Here is an 18,451-nt window from a genome sequence, read left to right as displayed (position 1 = left end):
CTGGCGCACGCCGTAGGAGACGACGTTGAACCACTTGCCCGACATGTTGACCGGCGAGCCATGCGTCAGGTGGCCGCCCGAGTTCAGGTCGAGCCCCATGAAGGTGTCGCCCGGGCTGAGCAGCGCCAGGAACACCGCCTGGTTCATCTGCGAGCCCGAATTCGGCTGCACGTTGGCGTATCCGCAGCCGAAGAGTGCCTTGGCGCGTTCGATGGCCAGGTCCTCGACGATATCGACATATTGGCAGCCGCCGTAATAGCGCTTGCCCGGGTAGCCCTCGGCATATTTGTTGGTCAGCACCGAGCCCTGCGCCTCCAGCACCGCGCGGCTGACGATGTTTTCCGAGGCGATCAGCTCGATCTCCTCGCGCTGGCGCCCAAGCTCCTGACGGATGGCGCCGAAAATGGCAGGGTCGCCCGTGGCGAGCCCGTCCGCGAAGAAGCGCGCCCGGGATGGGTGTTCGTTCATGTCCTCTCTCCTCTGTCAGCTATCCGGTCCAGCCAAGCGCGGTCGAGATGCAGTTCATCGTCTGCATCAGCGGGATGGAAATCCTGGGGCCCGGTTTGTGGCGATTGTCGTCGAGCAGCCTGACCTGCAATCCGTGCACCCGCGCCAGATCGGCGCGGACGCAGCCGAAGCGCGCCGCCATCTTGGGAAACCGCTCGCCGATCCCGGTCTCGCCGTTCAGGAAGGTCACGGCGGCGCGGCTGCGCTGATATTCCTGGCCGATGCGGCCGAAGACATCCTGCCGCAGCGCCGGGTCGCGGACCAGCGCCGCATAGGTCTCGGCGATCTCCATATCGGCATGGAACAGCGATTTCTCGACCTCGTCCACGATCAGGCGGAAGATGCGCGAGTCGCGGAACATCCGCCGCAGCAGCGCGTCGCCGTCTTCGCGGTGGAAGCGCCGGAAGGTGTCGATGGCCGAACCGAAGCCGTACCAGCCGGTGATCAGGTGGCGGTTCTGCGACCAGGCGAAGACCCAGGGAATCGCCCGCAGGTCCTCGAGCCCGCCGGCGCCGAAGCGCCGGGTGGGGCGCGAGCCCATCTTCAGCAGCGCCAGTTCCTCGACCGGGCTGGCCTGGCGGAAATAGTCGATGAAGCCGGGCCGGTGCAGAAGCGCGCGATAGGCGGTGCAGGACATGTCCGCCAGGGCTTCGAGCGTGTCGTTGAATTCGGGCCGCACCGGCTCGGGCGCGGCTTGCAGCGACTGCGCCATGACCGAGGAGACCAGCAGCTCCAGCTCGTATTCGGCGGTGCTGCGATTGGCGAATTTCGACGACACCACCTCGCCCTGTTCCGTCGTGCGCAACTGGCCGTTGATGGTGCCGCGCGGCAGGGCGGCGATGGCCCGTTCGGTCGGCGCCCCGCCGCGGCTGACCGAGCCGCCGCGGCCATGGAAAAAGACCGGCACCAGCCCGTGCCGCGCCAGCACGGCCGTGATGCTGCGCTGCGCCTTTTCCAGTTCCCAGGTGGAACACAGGAAGCCGCCATCCTTGTTGCTGTCGGAATAGCCCAGCATGACCTCGACCCGGTTGTCCTCGGTCACCAGGCTGCGGCGGGCCAGCGGCACGCGCAGCAGCTCGTCCAGGATCCGCGGCGCGGCGCGCAGGTCGTCGATGGTCTCGAACAGCGGCACGACGCGCAGGTCCAGCCGCTCGGCCCCGAAGCCGGCATGGCGGGCCAGCAGGAACACGGCCAGCAGATCGTCGCAGGACCGGGTCATCGACAGGATGAAGGTGCCGATGGCCAGCGGATCGGCCCCGAACCGGGCGCCATGCAGCAGCGCCAGCAGGTCCAGCAATTCCCGCGCCTCGTCGCCCAGCCCGTCGCGGTCGAGCCGGGGCAGCACCTCTTGCCCCAGTTCGCTGCGCAGCCGCTGCGACCATGCGGCGCTGCCGAATTCCGGCACCGCGCCGGCCTGAGCCCAGATCTCGGTCAGGACCCGGGTGGTGACCGAGGAATTCTGCCGCACGTCCAGCGTCACGGTCCGGAAGCCGAAGACCTCAGCCTGCCAGCGCAGCGGCCGCACCAGCCGATGCGCCAGCGTCTCGGCGCCGATCTCGGCCAGCGCCGTCTCGATCCGGCGCAGGTCGGCGAGGAACTCGCGCAGATGCGGATAAGCCGGCCCCGGCCCGCCCGCCAGCGCGGCAATGCGGCGCTGCATGGCGCTTGCCGCCTGGCGGAACAGCTCGCCCGGATTGCGCTGCCGGTCGGCGGCGGGCAGGTCCGCAGCGTCGATCACCGCCGCCAGCCGCGCGCGAGTCTCGGGCCGCAGGCCGGCGATCTCGCTGCTGATGCTCAGATGCCGGGCGGCCAGGGTCAGGCCCTGAAGATAGCGGTCGAGGATCGCGTCGCGCCCCAGCTCCAGCGCGGCGCGCGTGGTCTCGACCGTGACATGCGGATTGCCGTCGCGGTCGCCGCCGATCCAGGAATGGAAGCGCAGCGGCGCGCCGGTTTCCTCGCCGGGGCCATAGCGGCCGGCGACGGCGTCGTGGAATTGCCGCACCAGGTTCGGCACCGCGTCGAACAGGCTGTCGCGAAAGAATTGCAGCCCCCATTCGATCTCGTTCAGGGGCGAAGGCCTTTGCCGGCGCAGCTCTCCGGTCAGCCAGAGCAGGTCGATCTCGCTTTCGATCTCGGCCATCAGCGCCGCCCGCTCCTGTGGCGTCCAACGCTGGCTCTCGAGCCGGACCAATGCGCGATAGATGCGGCGGTGGATCTCCAGCACGGTGACGCGCTTGGCCTCGGTCGGATGGGCGGTCACGGTCGGGCCGACGCGAAGCTGGCGCAGGCTGCGCGCCAGGGTTTCGCGCGGCATGTCGGGGGCGGATTGCAGGGTCCGGGCCAGGCTGCCCTCGATGGCCGCCGGGCCGGAACGGGCCTCGACCGTGCGGCGCAACCGCATGGCGGCATGTTCGTCGATGATGCGCAAGAGCTGGAACCAGATGTCGAGCCCCTGCAAATAGGCGCTCATATCCGCTTCCCCCAGCTCGGCCGCCTCGCCCGTCAGCAGCGGCAGCACCTGCGGCGCGTGACGGCCGATGACCCGGTGCCAGAGGCCGCGCAGCTCGCCGCGCAACCTGTCGGCCCGACCTGCCGACGGCTCGGCGCCGATATCCGCCGCCCCCGCCCCCATCAGTTCACCCGGTCGCGGGGCTCGCGGCCCGCAAAGAAGTCCTCGAGATTCTCGATGACGCGGAAACCCATGGCCTCGCGCGCCTCGCGGGTGGCGCTGCCCAGATGCGGCAGCATCACCAGCCGGTCGCAATCCTTGAGTTGCGGGTTGATGTTCGGCTCTCCGTCGAAAACATCCAGCGCCGCGCCGCCGATCGAGTCGAACCACAGCGCATGGGACAGCGCCGTCTCGTCGATCACCTCGCCGCGGGCGGTGTTGATCAGGAAGGCGTCCGGCCGCATCAGGTCCAGCCGGCGCGCGTCGATCAGGTGGCGGTTCGCCCCGCCGCCCGGGCAATGCAGCGAGATGAAGTCGCAAAGCGGCATCAGCGCGTCCAGGCTGTCCACCTGCACGGCATTGCATTGCGCCAGCACCTCGGGCGCGACCGGGCTGCGGTTATAGACCAGGATGGTCATGCCGAAGCCGTGATGGGCGCGCCGGGCCATTTCCTGGCCAATGCGGCCATAGCCGACGATGCCCAGCGTCTTGCCGGACACCTTGGTGCCGACAAGATGCGTCGGCCGCCAGCCGGTCCAGAGGCCGGCGCGCAGCTCGCGCTCGCCCTCGCCGGCGCGGCGGGCGACCATCAAGAGCAGCGTCATTGCCAGATCGGCCGTGCATTCGCTCAGCACGTCGGGGGTGTTGGTCACCACGATGCCATGCTCGTTCACGCGGTTCAGGTCGATATGGCTGTAGCCCACGCCGTAATTGGCCAGGATGCGGGTCTGGGGCCTGTCCAATTCCAGCGCCGGGGCACCGATCCTGTCGGTCACCGTCGGCAGGATCGCGTCATATTCCCGCATGGCCGCCCGAAAATCCTCGGGCGCCAGGGGTTTGTCCGCAAGGTTCAGCTGCACGTCGAAGATTTCGGACAGCCGCGCCTCGACCGCTGCGGGCCAGCGGCGGGTGACAAGAACTCGGGGCTTTGCCATCATTGCCCCCTTATTGCATGACGCGGGCGATGGTTTCGCCGATCACCGCCGGGTTCTCGGCCATGGTGACGCCCGCCGCCGCCAGGATCTCGACCTTCTCGCTGGCGCTTTCTCCGAAGGCCGAGATGATGGCGCCGGCATGGCCCATGGTGCGACCCTTGGGCGCGGTCAGGCCGGCGACATAGGCCACCACCGGCTTGCTGACATGGTTGCGGATATATTCCGCCGCCTCGGCCTCCTGCGGGCCGCCGATCTCGCCGATCATGCAGATCACATGGGTTTCGTCGTCCTGCTCGAAATGCTCGAGCACGTCGCGGAAGGACGAGCCGTTGATCGGGTCGCCGCCGATGCCCACGCTGGTCGAGACGCCCAGCCCGCGCTCCTTCAGCTGCGCCGCCGCCTCATAGCCCAGCGTGCCCGAGCGGCCGATGATGCCCACGTTGCCCGGCAGGTAGATATGGCCCGGCATGATGCCCAGCATCGCCTTGCCGGGGCTGATGGTGCCGGCGCAGTTCGGCCCGGTCAGGATCATCCGGCGTTCCTTGGGATAGCGGTACATGTAGCGCTTGACGCGGATCATGTCCTGGGCGGGGATGCCGTCGGTGATGCAGACGCAATAGCGGATGCCGGCATCGGCGGCCTCCATGATGCTGTCGGCCGCGGCGGGCGGCGGCACGAAGACCAGCGTGGCCTCGGCCCCGGTCTCGGCCACCGCCTGCTTGACGGTGTCGAAGACCGGCACGCCCTCGCAGGTCTCGCCGCCCTTGCCGGGCACGACGCCGCCGACGACATTGGTGCCGTAGTCGATCATCTCGCGGGCATGGAAGCGGGCCATCTTGCCGGTGATGCCCTGAACGATGACGCGGGTTTCGCGATCCAGAAAAATGCTCATCAGACGGCCCTCAGGTTGGGATTGCGCTGGGTATCGGCGCGCCATGCGGCGACGGCGCGCTCGGCGGCTTCCATCAGGGTGGTGGCGCGGATCAGCGGCAGGCCGCTTTGCGCCAGGATCTTCTGGCCTTCCTCGACATTGGTGCCGGCCAGCCGGACCACCACGGGCACCGGCACCGGGTTCTCGCGCAGCGCGCGCACCACGCCCTCGGCCACCCAGTCGCAGCGGTTGATGCCGGCGAAGATGTTGACCAGGATCGCCTGCACGTTCTTGTCCGACATGACCAGGTTGAAGGCCCGCGCCACGCGTTCCGGCGTGGCACCGCCGCCGATGTCGAGGAAGTTGGCGGGTTCCCCCCCGGCCAGCTTGATCGTGTCCATGGTCGCCATGGCCAGGCCGGCGCCGTTGACGATGCAGCCGATATTGCCGTCAAGCCCGACATAGGACAGGCCATGGTCGGCGGCGCGCGATTCGCGCGGGTCCTCCTGCGACTTGTCGCGCAGCTCGAGAATCTGCGAGTGGCGGAACAGCGCGTTGTTGTCGAAAGTCATCTTGGCGTCCAGGGCCAGGATACGGTCGTCGCTGGTCACGACCAGCGGATTGACCTCGACCATGGTGGCGTCAAGCTCGCGGAAGGCGCGGTAGCAGCCGCGCAGGGTGCGCACCATCTGCTGGACCATGCCCGGCTTGATGCCGAGCGCGAAGGCGATCTCGCGGCACTGGAATTCCTGCAAGCCCACGGCCGGCTCGACGGTGGCGCGCACGATGCTGTCGGGTTTCTCGGCCGAGATCTCCTCGATCTCCATGCCGCCCTCGCCGCTGGCGACGATCATCACCCGCTGGCTGGCGCGGTCCAGCACGAAGCCCAGATAGATCTCGCGCGCGATGGGCACGGCCGCCTCGACATAGACGCGGTAGATGCCCTTGCCCTCGGGTCCGGTCTGGTGCGTCACCAGCTTCTGGCCGAACATGGCCTCGGTCGCCGCCTGGATCTCGAGGTCGCTGTCGCAGACCTTGACGCCCCCGGCCTTGCCGCGGCCGCCGGCATGGACCTGCGCCTTGACGACCCAGCGGTCGCCGCCCATCTCGCGGGCGCGATAGGCCGCCTGTTCGGGGCTGTAGGCCAGCGCGCCCTGCGGGATGCCGACTCCGAAGCGGTTGAGTATCTCCTTGGCCTGGTATTCGTGGATGTCCATCTTAGCCTCCTCCCTCGGGCGCCGTTATTCGGCCGCGACCGTCGTCTGGTAATGATCCTCGAGCCGCTCGGTGATCCGGCCCGTGTCGATATTCGCGCCCATCTCGTTCATCGCCGCGGCAAAGCGGGTGACGATGTCGGTGATCGCCTTCTGGTTCAGCAGGTTCAGGATGCCGATGCGGATCTGCACCGGCTCGGACAGCGTCGGCCAGATGCCGAAGCCCTGGGCGCGGCAGTTCTGCACCAGTTCCATCTCGCGGCCCTTCAACCCCTCGGGCAGGTTCAGCACCACCAGCGAGGTCATGTTCGAGGTCACCTTGCAGCCCATCGCCGTCACCGCGTCGCGCAGCGCCGCCTCGTGGAAGGCATAGGCCTTGGCGCGGCCGGCGACGGTCTGTTGCAGCAAGATGCGCAGCGCCTCGTGGAAGGCGGCGACGGCATAGGCGCTGTGGGTGCGGTGATAGGTGCCCTTTTCCACATCCTTACCGTCGATAATGCCCCAATGCCGCGCCTCGAGGATCGGGTGATGCACGAAGGTCCGGCAGCCGGTCCGGCGCAGTTCCGCGATGTAGCGGTCGCTGAAGCTGACCGGCGCATAGGTCAGCGGCAGGCAGCAGATGCCCTTCTGCGGGCAGGACGCCCAGCCATGCACGCCGGGATAGTCGTCGATGCGGAAATCCTCGACACCCAGCGAGGAGACCGCATCGACCAGCCCCAGCGCGCCGTGCCGCTGGCAGGCGTCCGAAAAGCCGCGCATGTCGTTGATCCGGCCCGAGCCGGTTTCCCAATGCGCCATCGCAGCCCATTTCGGCTTGTGCTCGGCCAGCGCCGCCTCGACGATCTCGCCGGTCACGGATTGGCCGTGCGGCACGGTCACGACCTTGACCGAGGCCGGCTGCGGGTCCATCGGATTGGCGGCCAGCTCCTCGGCTGTGGCAGCCTTCATGCGCAGGGTCAGCCCGTCGATGCCCGAGAAGGTGCCGTTGACGAAGACCACCACCTTGTCGCCGGGCAGGACCGCGCTGAACAGGCAGTCGAGCCCGCTCCAGCCGGTGCCGGCCACGCCGAAGGTATGGATGTTCGCGGTCCCCATCACCTCGCGCAGCATCTGCTTGCATTCGATCATGCCGCGCAGCACATCGGCCTGCATGTGATCCGCGACCCCGGCGCTGGCAAAGCGTTGCAGCACCCGCAGGTCGGTATTGCCCGGTCCCGGGCCGGCCGCGAGAGTGTTGGGAATTTCAAGCTGCGGGAAGATCGCCACTTCAGCCATGATATTTCCTTACGATTAAGTTTCTTTAACTGCAAGAAAACCCCTCTCGACAGATGCCGCAACGTAAGATTATGCTGCTTTTAGGTATCCCTTTGGGTGGTCGATTACCCACCCAAAGGAATGGGAGGAGAAAATGTCGGCAATTTTCCTTGGCTTTCCAGCCTTTTATCTGGCCGCAGCTGGTTGATGCGCACTGTCAGCAGCGTGGAAAAGGCGGTTTCGATCATGCTGGGGGACAGCAATCCCCTGGTATTGTCCGCCATGTCCGAGGTTTTTCAGCGCGACACGCGCTTTTCGCTGCTGGCCACCTCGGCCACGGCCGAGGGATTCCTGGCCACCGTCATGCGGATTCCCGCCCAGGTCGGAATCATCGACTGGGGCCTGCCGGCGATGGGCGGCGCCAAGCTGCTGGAGCAGTTGCGTGAGCAGGAGGGCGCGCCGCGCATCGTGGTCTATGGCGATCAGGCCAGCGAGGCACATCTGGGCGCGTTGGGGGCGGGCGCCGCCGGTTTCGTCGCCCGCAGCGACCCGGCCGAGACGCTGCTGGAAACCTGCCTGGCCGTGGCAGCAGGCAAGATGGTGTTTCCCTATCTGGACGTGCGCGCGCTGCAACGGAATCCGCTGCAAAGCCTGTCCCCGCGCGAGATGGACATGCTCGAGGCGCTGTCCAAGGGCCTGACCAACCGCGAGCTGTCGCGCGAGCTGGGCATCTCGGGCAATACGGTCAAGTTCCACCTCTCGAACCTTTACGAAAAGCTCTCGGTGCGCAGCCGCGCCCAGGCCATCGCCTTTTATTATTCCAGTCGCCACGCCCCCCCGCCCGGCAGCAGGAACGACTGAATATGTGGCATATCAAAATCAATAAGAAATTTTATTTCTTGACTGGAAACACCAATCTGCCTTCTCTTGTCGCATTCCCCCACATGTCGCAGGAGCGTTCCGCCATGAGCTTTCACCCCATCGAACAAGCCCCCGCCCGCCTGAACCGCAGCGAGCTTGCCGTGCCCGGCAGCCAGCCGCAAATGTTTCAAAAGGCGGCGGATTCCGACGTCGACGTGATCTTCCTCGACCTCGAGGACGCGGTCGCGCCGGACGAGAAGCCGCAGGCGCGCAAGAACATCATCAAGGCCCTGAACGAGATTGACTGGGGCAAGAAGACCATGTCGATCCGAATCAACGGACTCGACACGCATTACATGTATCGCGATGTCGTGGACGTGGTCGAGCAGGCCGGCGAGCGGCTGGACCTGATCATGATCCCCAAGGTCGGCACCGCCGCCGACGTCTATGCGGTGGACATGCTGGTCACCCAGATCGAGGATGCCAAGGGCCTGAAGAAGCGCATCGGCTTCGAGCATATCATCGAGACGGCGCTGGGAATGCAGAACATCAACGAGATCGCCGCCGCGTCCAAGCGCAACGAAAGCCTGCATTTCGGCGTCGCCGACTATGCCGCCTCGACCCGCGCCCGCACCACCGTGATCGGCGGCGTGAACGAGCATTATTCCGTCCTGACCGATGCCGATGCCGAAGGCGGCCGCCACGTCCATTGGGGCGACATGTGGCATTATGCGCTGTCGCGCATGGTCGTCGCGGCGCGGGCCAACGGCTTGCGTCCCATCGACGGCCCCTTCGGCGATTTCTCGGACCCCGAGGGCTACAAGGCCGCCGCCTATCGCGCCGCCGTGCTGGGCTGCGAGGGGAAATGGGCCATCCATCCCAGCCAGATCGCGCTGGCCAACGAGGTGATGAGCCCCTCGGCCGCCGAGGTCGAGCGCGCGCAGAAGATCCTCGACGCCATGGCCAAGGCCGAGGCCGAGGGCAAGGGCGCCGTCTCGCTGGACGGGCGGCTGATCGACTATGCCTCGATCCGCCAGGCCGAAGTGCTGGTCCAGAAAGCCCGCCAGATCGCGGCATGACGGCAAGAATCGCCGATATGCGGGCCCTGGCGCGGAAGCTCTATGACGCGGCCGTGCGCGCGGCCGATCCTGCCCTGGCCGTGCGCCGGCATTTCGAAAGCCATCCCCCTGCCGCGCCCGCGGCGGGGGGACAGACCATTCTGATCGCCATCGGCAAGGCCGCGCCCGCCATGCTGGCCGAGGCGATGGCCCATGTCTCCGGCCCGATGACGGCGCTGGCGGTGACGCATGACGACAATGGCCGGGACATTCCCGGCGCCCGCGTCCTGACCGCCGGCCATCCCGAGCCCGACGAGGCCGGGCTGGCTGCCGGGCAGGAGATCATCGCGCTGCTGGACCGGGCGGGGCCGCAGGACCGGGTGATCGCGCTGATCTCGGGCGGCGGCTCGGCGCTGGTTCCGGCGCCGCGACCGCCGCTGACCCTGGCCGACAAGCAGCAGGTGAACCGGCTGCTCTTGGCCAGCGGGCTGGAGATCGGCCAGGTCAACCTGATCCGCCAGCAGCTTTCGGACCTGAAGGGCGGCGGCTTCCTGCGTCATGCCGCCCCTGCCTCGGTGACGGCGCTGATCCTGTCCGACGTCATCGGCAACGACCTGGGCGCCATCGCCAGCGGCCCGACCGTCGCGCCGCTCGGCAGCCCGCGCGAGGCGCTGGAGCTGCTGGCCGGGCGGGGGCTGCTGGAGAAGCTGCCTCCGAAGGTGCGCGGCCTTCTGGAAAGCGACGCACCTCCCGCCCCGCTGCCCGAGGCCGAGAACCACCTGATCGGCAGCAACGAGATCTCGCTCGCCGCCATGCTTGCCGCCGTGCCGGAGGGCTGGGCGGCCCGCATCGTCAGCGACCGGCTGACCGGCGACGTGGCCGAGGCCGCCGCCCGCATCGCATCCGCGGCGGCCGGCAGCCAGCGCGACCGGCCCGAGGCGCTGATCTTCGGCGGCGAGACCACCGTCGCCCTGCGCGGCACCGGCAAGGGCGGGCGCAACCAGGAGCTGGCGCTGCGCATCGCCCTGATGGGCCGGGACTGGCCGGGGCACTGGGTCTTCCTCAGCGGCGGGACGGACGGGCGCGACGGCCCGACCGATGCCGCGGGCGGGATCGTGGACGGCAGCACCGCCGACCGCATCCGGGCGGCCGGCCACGACGGCGCGGCGCTGCTGGCCAACAATGATAGCCACGCGGCGCTACAGGCGGCGGGTGACCTGCTGCTGACCGGCGCGACCGGCACGAATGTCGCCGATGTCCAGGTGCTGCTGCTGGCCTGACCAATCCGCCCGCCCCGCAAACGCAAACGGCCGCCCCTTGGGGCGGCCGTCGCGTTTCAGGGATCCGGCCTCAGCCCGGCAGCTGGAAGACCATATTCGCCACCACGACCACGGCCAGGCCCGCCGCCAGCGCCAGATAGGGCAGGATGCCCGCCCGCCTCGGCCCGAAGCTGGTCGCATCATTGGCCAGGCCCAGATCCTCCAGCGCCTCGGCCGGGAAGCGGCCCTTGTCGGTGACATAGTGGCGCCACAGGAAGATCGGCACGATCAGCGCCGCGAAGATCGCGCCCGAGACCAGGGCGTTGGAATAGCCCCAGACCTTGGCGCCCGCGCCCAGGAACAGCGCGTTGACAAAGGCCAGCAGGGTGTTCAGCCCGATCAGCCAGGTCGGCGCGCGCCAGGGCCGCTCGAGATGCGGCGAGTCGATGCGGTGGATCCAGCCGGCATTGAGGTTCAGGAAGTTGAAGGTCAGGTAGCCGACATTCGAGATGGCCAGCACGTAGAAATAGCCATTCGCATCCGAGGCCAGCGCCAGCAGGAACAGGTTCACCACGAAGTTGGTCCACATCGCGTTGACCGGGGCGCCCTGCTCGTTCACATGGCCCAGGTATTTCGGCAGCAAGCCGTCGCGCGAGCCCTGGTAGAGCGTCCGGGCCGAGCCGGCGCAGGCCGTCATGATCGCCATGAACAGCGCTAGCAGCATCAGGATGGTGAACAGCTGCGCCACCACCGGCCCGGCGCCGATCATGCCGCCCAGGGCCTGGGCGATGCCGGTGCCGTCGACGATCTCGGGCGCCAGCATTCCCTCGATGCCCAGAACCCCCTGGAACGAGAACGGAATCAGGCAGAAGAACGCCATGCAGAGCAGGCCGGTGAAGAAGATCGCCCGGAAGGTGTCGCGCTTGGGATCCTTGAGCTCGCGCGTGTAGCAGACCGCGGTCTCGAAGGCATAGGTGGACCAGGCCGCGATATAGAGCCCGCCCAGAACCAGCGTCCAGCCGCCGAGGTTCCAGCTGCCCGGCTCGGCCGAATAGGCGGTCGCGGGCGGCACGATATGCGAGACATTGGCATAGTCGATCGAGCCGGTGAAGATCGGCACCAGCCCGACCAGCATCAGCGGCACCAGCACGATGATCGCCATCCATTTCTGCGCCGTCGCGGTCGAGGCGACGCCGCGATACTGGATTGCGATCAGGATCAGCATCAGCAGCGCGCCGATGACGAAGGTGGTGTTGAAGTAAAGCGTGAACAGGCCCGGGATTTCCAGGTTGAAGGCGGTCCAGCTGCGGATCGCCGGGGTCAATGCCGCCACCGCATCGTTGGCCAGAAGCGCCTGGATCGCCTCGGCGCTGCCAAGGCCGGGATGCGCGGCAAGATATTCGACCACGCGCGGGCTATCGGCCGTGATCGAGCCCGCATGGGCGGCGACCCAGTCCAGCACCGGCTGCGACGTGGCCAACGGCACCGGGAACAGCGCGTTCAGGATGTAGCCGGCCGCGATGGCGCAACCCAGCGACAGGACCGGCGACCAGGCGAACCAGTTGCACCAGATCGACAGCGGCGCCACGGGCTTGGCATAGCGCAGCCAGGCCATGGCGCCATAGACCGAGGCGCCGCCGGATTTGTTGCCGAACATGCCAGCCATCTCGGCATAGGTGAAGGATTGCGCAAAACCCATCATCATCGAGACGATCCAGACGACGAAGGCGACCTTGCCGGTCGTCCCGGCGATGCCGCCCAGCGAAAACAGCACCAGCGGCGGCACGCCGGCAGCGATCCAGAATGCCCCCGTCCAGCTGAGCGAACGGACCATATGGCCGTTCTCTTGCGGCGTTTCCGCCGTTGTGGTCGTATATGTCATTGCAGAACTCCCCTGCCGGCTTTTCTGTCCCTGCCGCTCCCGCCGGCGGGAATGCGGCTCGTGCTCCTCGAACACCCGCCGTTCGGGGAACGGCGGCATGACGATGCCCTTCCGGCGGCCGCATGGCCCGCCGGCTTCCCTTTTGGCCCCGCGTGGGGGCAATCAGTTGCCTGGTGGAGTTGTCCCGGATCAGTCGTCCGGGAATATTCCTGGCGAGGTCGGCTTGCCGTCGTCGAACTGGGCGAGATAGTCGATGATGATCGGCCGGTTGACGGCAAAACCCTTGTATTCGGCCAGTTCGTCAGGCAGGTCGCGGATCACCCGGTGCAGGCGGCGCGCCCATTTCGGCACCGTCACCAGATCCTCGAGCGCGATCAGGTAGCAGCGGATCGGAAAGGCCAGCGCATTCGAGCGCGGCAGCCGCCAGAAGCTTTGCAGCTCCACCCGCAGATATTGCTTGGCACCGACATTCTCGGGGGTGATCGTGCGCTTCTCGGGGCCCCAGAGATGATAGTTCTCGGGGCTGGTATCCAGCCGCGGGTTCACCGTCATCGTCCAGTTCAGCCGCCGCGACGGCGCGCCCTGCGGGATCGCCAGCAGGAATTTCAACGCCCGCTGGAAGATGCCCATCTCGGCCGCCTTCGGCACCGGCGCATGCCATTCGAAGAAATTCATGCCGATGTCGAAATCCAGCGACCAGTCCGCCTGGCTGGTCACCATGCCGGCATCCATCCACAGGTTGTTCTCGCGCTGGTCCAGCACCGCGAAATCGCCCTGCGCCTGGCGAGTGATGTATTCCATCGGCCCGCAGGGCAGCGTCGTCGGGTCGAGGAAGGTGAAACGCTGCTCGATCCCAAGCGGCCGGTTGATCCAGTGCCAGCGGTCGCCGTCGCGATGCAGTTGGAACAGATCCGGGTAATCCTCGGCCTTGCACTGCATGATCAGTTCCAGCAGGTCCCAGCCCGCCAATTCCATATGCGGCAGCGACTGGCAGCGCAGCGGGTCCCCGGCCAGGGTGATCGCCCGGTCGCGCATCTCGGCCACGTAATGCTCGTCCACGTCGAAGCGCTTCTCGAAGACGCTGCCGGCGCGGCCACCCGTCCCGTGCGGTTCCATGTTGACGGAATACATGTAATCGTCCTTGTCGAACGGGAATGGAAACCGTCGGATCGCCGTGGCGGAGTTGCGGAAGCTGTAATCGTCGCGGAAGGTCTCGTCGTTGAACCGGATGGTCATGGCCGGGCTCCTATCGGTCGATGATCAGCGACTCGCCGCGAAAGCGCGAGACGCAGGGCATGATGCGGGTCTGTGCGGATTGCTCGTCCTCGGACAGCCAATGGTCGTGATGCTCGATCCGGCCGTGGCACGAGACCACGCGGGTCTCGCAACGCCCGCAGGCGCCGCCGCGGCAGGACCAGTCGATCTCGACCTCGGCCGCCTCCAGCGCCTCGAGCAGGCTCTGATGCGCGCCGACCTCGATGGTCCGGCCCGAACGGGCCAGCACCACCTCGAAGGGCCGGCCCGGCGGCGGCGCCTGGAAAACCTCGGAATGCAGCGCGGTTTTCGGCCAGCCCAGCCGGGCGCCGGTTTGCGCAACCGCATTGATCAGCCCTTCGGGGCCGCAGGTATAGACATGCGTGCCCAGCGGTTGCGCCGACAGGAACGCCCCCAGATCCATGCGATTGCTCTCGTCGGAGATATGGAAGTGGATATGCGGCACATCCGGCAGCAGCCGCAGCCCGGCCGCTTCGTCCCGCGAGCGGGCACCGTAATGCAACTCGAAAGGCAGCTGCATGCGCAGAAGCTGCCGGACCTGGGCGACGAAAGGGGTGATGCCGATGCCGCCGGCGATCAGCACATGCTTCCTTGCCCGCAGGTCCAGCGCGAACAGGTTCAGCGGCAGCGAGATGCGCAGCAGGTCGCCTGGCCGCACCCGGGCATGCATGAAGCGCGAGCCGCCGCGCCCGCCATCCTCGCGCCGCACCGCAATCTCGTAGCCCGAGCCGTCCTGCGGGTCCGAGATCAGCGAATAGGCGTTGCGGCGCAGGACGTCGCCATCCGGCATCTCGACCACGACATGGGCGCCGCCGGAAAACAACGGCAGCGACTCGCCCCGCGGATGTTCGAAACGAAAGCGCTTGACCAGCGGCGTCAGCGATTCGGCCTCCGCCACACGCAGCATCAGGGACGTCATGGCTTGATCTCCTGCGGCTCGGGTACGATGCCCGGGGTCTCGGCATCGACGCAGACTCCCTGGAAGGCGCCGATGCGGCGCGAGTAATGGTCGCGCACGAACAGGTTCAGCCCGCAATGCGAGCAGGTGAACGGGTCGGTGGCGACGTTTTCGGTGATGCCCTTGCAATGCACGCATTGCACCCGCCGGGCGAAGCCGCCGCGATGCTCGGCGTCGATCGCCTCCAAGGGCAGGCCGGCGGCCAGCGCCTCGGCCATGGCCTGGCCGATCAGCCCCTCGCTGCCGGCCAGGTAAAGCCGGGTGCCCATATGCGCATCGGCCAGCGCCCGGGCAAAGCGCGGCCGCAGCGCGGCATAGCTTGGCCCCTCGACATAGCTGGCCGGCCCCAGCGCCCGCAGCCGCACCGCCAGGTCGGGACCGGTGGCGGCGCCGGCGGGGACATAGAACAGATGCGCGTGGCGCATCACCGAAGGATCGGCCTGGGCCAGATCGGCCAGCGCCTCGCCGCCCGCCCCCTCGGCCAGCATCAGCGAGGGCAGCGCACCATGCGGGTGCAGCCCGCCATAGACCGGGCGGCTGGGGATCGAAGGTGAAAATTCCGTGGCTCGCATTCGCTGCGTTCTCCCTGTCGCGGAGGGGGGCGGGGCGGTCTTGGCGCCGCCCTCGCTCCCCGGTCGGTTCAGCCCTTGGCGGTGCGGCGCTTCTTCTCGGGATCGTGGAAGGGCATCGGCTGGGCTGTGGCGGCAATGTCGCCGCCGGGATTGCGGATGGTCAACGGCGTGCCGGGCACCGCGCAATCCACCGGCATCCGGGCGATGCCGATATTGTGCTGGTTCAGCGGGCTGTAGAAGCCGATGGTCACCACGCCGACCTGCTTGCCGTCCTTGATGATCGGCGCGCCCTCGACGGCCGCCTCGGTGCCCTCCAGCTTGACGCCGTAGATCTTGAAGCGCTCGCGGCCCTTCAGCCGGTAATGCTCCTCGGCGCCGCGGAAGCCGGTCTTGCCGGGCGAGACGGTGAAATCCAGCCCCAGTTCCCACAGCGTATCGCCGCAGGGCTCGTTCTCGAACGGGTATTTCTCGGAATTGTCATAGGGGAAGAACAGCAGGTAGCTTTCCGCCCGCAGCAGGTCCAGCGTGGTGAAGCGGGTCGGGATGATGCCCATCGCCGCACCCTCGGCCACGATCGTGTCCCAGATCTCCGGCGCGTCCTGACGGCGGCAGAAGATCTCATAGCCGCGCTCGCCCGTATAGCCCGTGCGCGAGATGGTCACCGGCTTGCCGAACAGCGTGGTATGCATATGGCTGAAATAGGCCAGCTCGCGGATGCCCGGCACATGCTTTTCCAGATAGTCCACCGCCAGCGGCCCCTGCAGCGAGATGTCGTGCAGGTCGTCGTCGAACAGCACGCTGACATTGCGCCCCAGCGCCGCCATGGTCAACTGCTCGTGACCCTGGCCCGAGCCATGCACCACCATGAAGCTGTGCGGGCCCATGCGGTAGATCACGCAATCGTCGACGAACTTGCCACCGTCGTTGAGCATGCAGGCATAGGCCGAGCGGCCGGGCTTGATCTTCTCGACCGAGCGGGTGGTGGCGCGGTCGATGACATGGCCGGCATGCGGGCCGATCACATGCACCTTCTTCAGCCCCGAGACGTCCATCACCCCGGCCCGGGTGCGGATCGCCATGTATTCCTCGAGCTGGTCCTTGTCATAGGTCCAGGCCGTCCCCATGCCGCTCCAGTCCTCGAGCGCCGAGCCCAAGGCCCGGTGCCGGTCCGCCAGAGCCGAAAAACGCCAGGTCGCTGTCATGAAAATTCCTCCTCGTTGGCATCCGTTCCACGATCCGCCCCAGGCGGACAATGGCGTCTGTGGCAGCGAGGGGCTGCAAGCGGCTCGACCATGCAGCCGGCGGCAATCACCCTGCGACAGACGAGGCGCCTATCCAGCGGCACGTCTGGCAATGCCCGGACGGACAAGGCGGCAGCCTGTCCATCCGCGGGGCCGGGCTCCGGACGGAGCGGTGACCCATGAACCACCTGCTGTTGATCGGACCGGTTTTGCATCCGCTCGCTTATTGATTCCATTCAACACGCATGTCGCCTAAAAAGCAATTATTTTTCTTAACAGGAATGTTTTGGGTATTTTTCTGCACATATCGCCCCGGAAGCGGCGATCTTTCGGGCAGATACTGGCCCCTGCCTGCACCAACAGCATGCGTGACGACCGTTCGGGAAAAACGCCAACCCACGATCTGCGCAGGTGGAGAAATCCGATAGTCAGGCGGCGGCGAATCAATCCGGCCGGTCTTCCTTGCGGCGGCATGATCCGCGGCATCGGCCCCTCCGCGACAGGCAGAGGCGTCCTTCCGAAAACGAAATTCGTGCCGGCGCTGCGACTTCAAGGTCGCAGCGCCGGCACGGCTGGCAGGGCCCATGCCCGTCGGGGAGATGGAGCAATCAACGGCCTTGGAGGCTATCAGCCCATGCGCTCGCTGGAATAGCTTCCGGGCGAGGCCGGGAAGACGACGGTCTTGTTGCCGTTCAGGAACACCCGCCGGTGGATATGGGCATGGATGGCGCGGGCCAGCACCTGGCTTTCCACGTCGCGGCCGAGGCTCACATAGTCCTCGGGCGATTGCGCATGCGTCACCCGGATGATGTCCTGCTCGATGATCGGGCCCTCGTCCAGGTCGGCGGTCACGTAATGCGAGGTGGCGCCGATCAGCTTCACCCCGCGCTCGAAGGCCTGCTTGTAGGGATTGGCGCCCTTGAAGCTCGGCAGGAACGAGTGGTGGATGTTGATGATCCGCCCCGACATCTTCTTGCACAGGGCATCCGACAGCACCTGCATGTAGCGCGCCAGAACCACCAGCTCGGCGCCCGAATCCTCGACCACCGCCATCAGCTGCGCCTCGGCTTGCGGCTTGTTCTCCTTGGTGACCTTGATGCAGTGGAAGGGGATGTCGTGGTTCACCACCACCTTCTGGTAGTCCATGTGGTTCGAGATCACCGCCACGATCTCGATCGGCAAGGCCCCGATGCGCCAGCGATAGAGCAGGTCGTTCAGGCAATGCCCGAAGCGGCTGACCATGATCACCACCTTCATCTTCTCGGCCTCGTCATGGATGGCATAGTCCATGCCGAAGGGTTTGGCCGGCTCGGCCAGGCCCGCGCGCAGGTCTTCCAGCCCCACGCCCTCCTCCGAGACGAAGCTCACCCGCATGAAGAACTTGCCGGTCTGCGGGTCGTCGAACTGGCTGGAATCGGTGATGTTGCAGCCGTGCTCGGCCAGAAAGCCCGAGATGGCAGCCACGATGCCGCGCGTGGATTCGCAGGCAACGGTCAGGCAGAACTTGTTCATCTGTTTCTCCACTTGTCTTGTAAGGGCCCAAGGCCCCGATGTCTTCCGTGTGCAAATATCCTCTGGGGGTCCGGGGGGCGAAGCGCCCCCGGCCCGGCGCCGCGCCCGGGCGGTCAGCTCGCCGCCCTCCCGAGATCGAGCTCGGGCCAGCCATGGGCCCGGCAGCAGGCGGTCAGCGTGTTGGCGAGCAGGCAGGCGATGGTCATCGGCCCGACGCCGCCCGGCACCGGGGTGATGGCGCCGGCGACCGCGGCCGCGCCCTCGAAATCCACGTCGCCGACCAGCCGCGCCCGGCCCGCCTCCTCGATGCGGTTGATGCCGACGTCGATCACCGTCGCCCCCGGTTTGATCCAGTCGCCGCGGATCATCCGCGGCCGGCCGACG

Annotated in this window: 14 protein-coding genes and 2 pseudogenes; 3 read left to right on the top strand and 13 right to left on the bottom strand. The window is 67.1% G+C overall.

Translation table 11 applies throughout. From position 1 onward, the window contains the following. The 6 genes and pseudogenes from glyA to AQY21_RS08690 all read right to left on the bottom strand — a co-directional run. Positions 1–468: pseudogene (gene glyA / locus AQY21_RS08715) on the bottom strand (serine hydroxymethyltransferase); the annotation flags it as partial. 19 nt (positions 469–487) lie between these two features. After that, the gene (locus tag AQY21_RS08710) at positions 488–3,139 is read right to left on the bottom strand and encodes a phosphoenolpyruvate carboxylase (RefSeq protein ID WP_058097301.1); all 2,652 of its coding nucleotides are present in this window, start codon (positions 3,137–3,139) and stop codon (positions 488–490) included. Further along, positions 3,139–4,110, bottom strand: coding sequence for a D-glycerate dehydrogenase (locus AQY21_RS08705; RefSeq protein ID WP_058097303.1), 972 nt, complete (start codon positions 4,108–4,110; stop codon positions 3,139–3,141). Before AQY21_RS08705 ends, AQY21_RS08710 begins: the two co-directional genes overlap by 1 nt. Positions 4,111–4,120: 10 nt before the next feature. Beyond that, positions 4,121–5,002, bottom strand: a complete 882-nt coding sequence (sucD, locus tag AQY21_RS08700; protein ID WP_028714599.1) for a succinate--CoA ligase subunit alpha — start codon at positions 5,000–5,002, stop codon at positions 4,121–4,123. Continuing rightward, complete coding sequence (locus tag AQY21_RS08695; protein WP_058097300.1) at positions 5,002–6,198, bottom strand: malate--CoA ligase subunit beta; 1,197 nt, start codon at positions 6,196–6,198, stop codon at positions 5,002–5,004. The genes sucD and AQY21_RS08695 overlap by 1 nt, the downstream gene beginning before the upstream one ends. Before the next feature lie 24 nt (positions 6,199–6,222). Then, entirely contained in the window at positions 6,223–7,470 is a 1,248-nt protein-coding gene (locus AQY21_RS08690) for an aminotransferase class V-fold PLP-dependent enzyme (protein ID WP_058097299.1), read from the bottom strand. A gap of 186 nt (positions 7,471–7,656) precedes the next feature. On the opposite strand from AQY21_RS08690, the gene AQY21_RS08685 reads away from it, so the two are divergent. From AQY21_RS08685 to AQY21_RS08675, 3 genes are all read left to right on the top strand, one after another. Continuing rightward, positions 7,657–8,310 (top strand): response regulator transcription factor, encoded by a 654-nt coding sequence (locus tag AQY21_RS08685; protein WP_058097298.1) that lies wholly within the window; start codon positions 7,657–7,659, stop codon positions 8,308–8,310. Between the two features lie 104 nt (positions 8,311–8,414). Beyond that, positions 8,415–9,389 carry a CoA ester lyase gene (locus AQY21_RS08680; RefSeq protein WP_058097302.1) on the top strand — a complete coding sequence of 325 codons (975 nt, stop codon included), beginning with the start codon at positions 8,415–8,417 and terminating at the stop codon, positions 9,387–9,389. Beyond that, positions 9,386–10,648 (top strand): glycerate kinase, encoded by a 1,263-nt coding sequence (locus tag AQY21_RS08675; RefSeq protein ID WP_058097297.1) that lies wholly within the window; start codon positions 9,386–9,388, stop codon positions 10,646–10,648. The genes AQY21_RS08680 and AQY21_RS08675 overlap by 4 nt, the downstream gene beginning before the upstream one ends. Positions 10,649–10,718: 70 nt before the next feature. Here the strand turns inward: AQY21_RS08675 and AQY21_RS08670 are convergent, their stop codons facing one another. The 7 genes and pseudogenes from AQY21_RS08670 to AQY21_RS08640 form a co-directional block, all read right to left on the bottom strand. Continuing rightward, entirely contained in the window at positions 10,719–12,509 is a 1,791-nt protein-coding gene (locus AQY21_RS08670; RefSeq protein ID WP_058097296.1) for an APC family permease, read from the bottom strand. Between the two features lie 189 nt (positions 12,510–12,698). Then, the gene (locus AQY21_RS08665; protein WP_058097295.1) at positions 12,699–13,745 is read right to left on the bottom strand and encodes a DUF3445 domain-containing protein; all 1,047 of its coding nucleotides are present in this window, start codon (positions 13,743–13,745) and stop codon (positions 12,699–12,701) included. A 10-nt stretch (positions 13,746–13,755) separates the two neighbouring features. Continuing rightward, positions 13,756–14,703: a PDR/VanB family oxidoreductase gene (locus AQY21_RS08660; RefSeq protein ID WP_058097294.1), complete on the bottom strand. Its 948-nt coding sequence runs from the start codon at positions 14,701–14,703 to the stop codon at positions 13,756–13,758. Then, entirely contained in the window at positions 14,700–15,314 is a 615-nt protein-coding gene (locus AQY21_RS08655; protein WP_058097293.1) for a dimethylamine monooxygenase subunit DmmA family protein, read from the bottom strand. The genes AQY21_RS08660 and AQY21_RS08655 overlap by 4 nt, the downstream gene beginning before the upstream one ends. Before the next feature lie 68 nt (positions 15,315–15,382). Next, positions 15,383–16,516: an aminomethyltransferase family protein gene (locus AQY21_RS08650; RefSeq protein ID WP_058097292.1), complete on the bottom strand. Its 1,134-nt coding sequence runs from the start codon at positions 16,514–16,516 to the stop codon at positions 15,383–15,385. Between the two features lie 666 nt (positions 16,517–17,182). Further along, complete coding sequence (gene purU / locus AQY21_RS08645; protein ID WP_058097291.1) at positions 17,183–18,067, bottom strand: formyltetrahydrofolate deformylase; 885 nt, start codon at positions 18,065–18,067, stop codon at positions 17,183–17,185. A gap of 113 nt (positions 18,068–18,180) precedes the next feature. Beyond that, a pseudogene (locus AQY21_RS08640) lies at positions 18,181–18,451 on the bottom strand (bifunctional methylenetetrahydrofolate dehydrogenase/methenyltetrahydrofolate cyclohydrolase); the annotation flags it as partial.

The sequence above is a fragment of the Paracoccus sp. MKU1 genome, assembly GCF_001447385.1.
Taxonomy (GTDB): domain Bacteria; phylum Pseudomonadota; class Alphaproteobacteria; order Rhodobacterales; family Rhodobacteraceae; genus Paracoccus.
The sequence above is the reverse complement of the archived record's forward strand: the minus strand, read 5'-3'. Positions and strand labels throughout refer to the sequence as shown.

Excerpts from the sequence above, each read along its gene's own strand:
- sucD (WP_028714599.1), bottom strand. The coding sequence starts at position 5,002 with ATGAGCATTTTTCTGGATCGCGAAACCCGCGTCATCGTTCAGGGCATC.
- AQY21_RS08675 (WP_058097297.1), top strand. The coding sequence starts at position 9,386 with ATGACGGCAAGAATCGCCGATATGCGGGCCCTGGCGCGGAAGCTCTAT.
- AQY21_RS08685 (WP_058097298.1), top strand. The coding sequence starts at position 7,657 with ATGCGCACTGTCAGCAGCGTGGAAAAGGCGGTTTCGATCATGCTGGGG.
- AQY21_RS08655 (WP_058097293.1), bottom strand. The coding sequence starts at position 15,314 with ATGCGAGCCACGGAATTTTCACCTTCGATCCCCAGCCGCCCGGTCTAT.
- AQY21_RS08665 (WP_058097295.1), bottom strand. The coding sequence starts at position 13,745 with ATGACCATCCGGTTCAACGACGAGACCTTCCGCGACGATTACAGCTTC.
- AQY21_RS08660 (WP_058097294.1), bottom strand. The coding sequence starts at position 14,703 with ATGACGTCCCTGATGCTGCGTGTGGCGGAGGCCGAATCGCTGACGCCG.
- AQY21_RS08680 (WP_058097302.1), top strand. The coding sequence starts at position 8,415 with ATGAGCTTTCACCCCATCGAACAAGCCCCCGCCCGCCTGAACCGCAGC.
- AQY21_RS08650 (WP_058097292.1), bottom strand. The coding sequence starts at position 16,516 with ATGACAGCGACCTGGCGTTTTTCGGCTCTGGCGGACCGGCACCGGGCC.
- AQY21_RS08695 (WP_058097300.1), bottom strand. The coding sequence starts at position 6,198 with ATGGACATCCACGAATACCAGGCCAAGGAGATACTCAACCGCTTCGGA.
- AQY21_RS08670 (WP_058097296.1), bottom strand. The coding sequence starts at position 12,509 with ATGACATATACGACCACAACGGCGGAAACGCCGCAAGAGAACGGCCAT.
- AQY21_RS08690 (WP_058097299.1), bottom strand. The coding sequence starts at position 7,470 with ATGGCTGAAGTGGCGATCTTCCCGCAGCTTGAAATTCCCAACACTCTC.
- AQY21_RS08705 (WP_058097303.1), bottom strand. The coding sequence starts at position 4,110 with ATGGCAAAGCCCCGAGTTCTTGTCACCCGCCGCTGGCCCGCAGCGGTC.
- AQY21_RS08710 (WP_058097301.1), bottom strand. The coding sequence starts at position 3,139 with ATGGGGGCGGGGGCGGCGGATATCGGCGCCGAGCCGTCGGCAGGTCGG.
- purU (WP_058097291.1), bottom strand. The coding sequence starts at position 18,067 with ATGAACAAGTTCTGCCTGACCGTTGCCTGCGAATCCACGCGCGGCATC.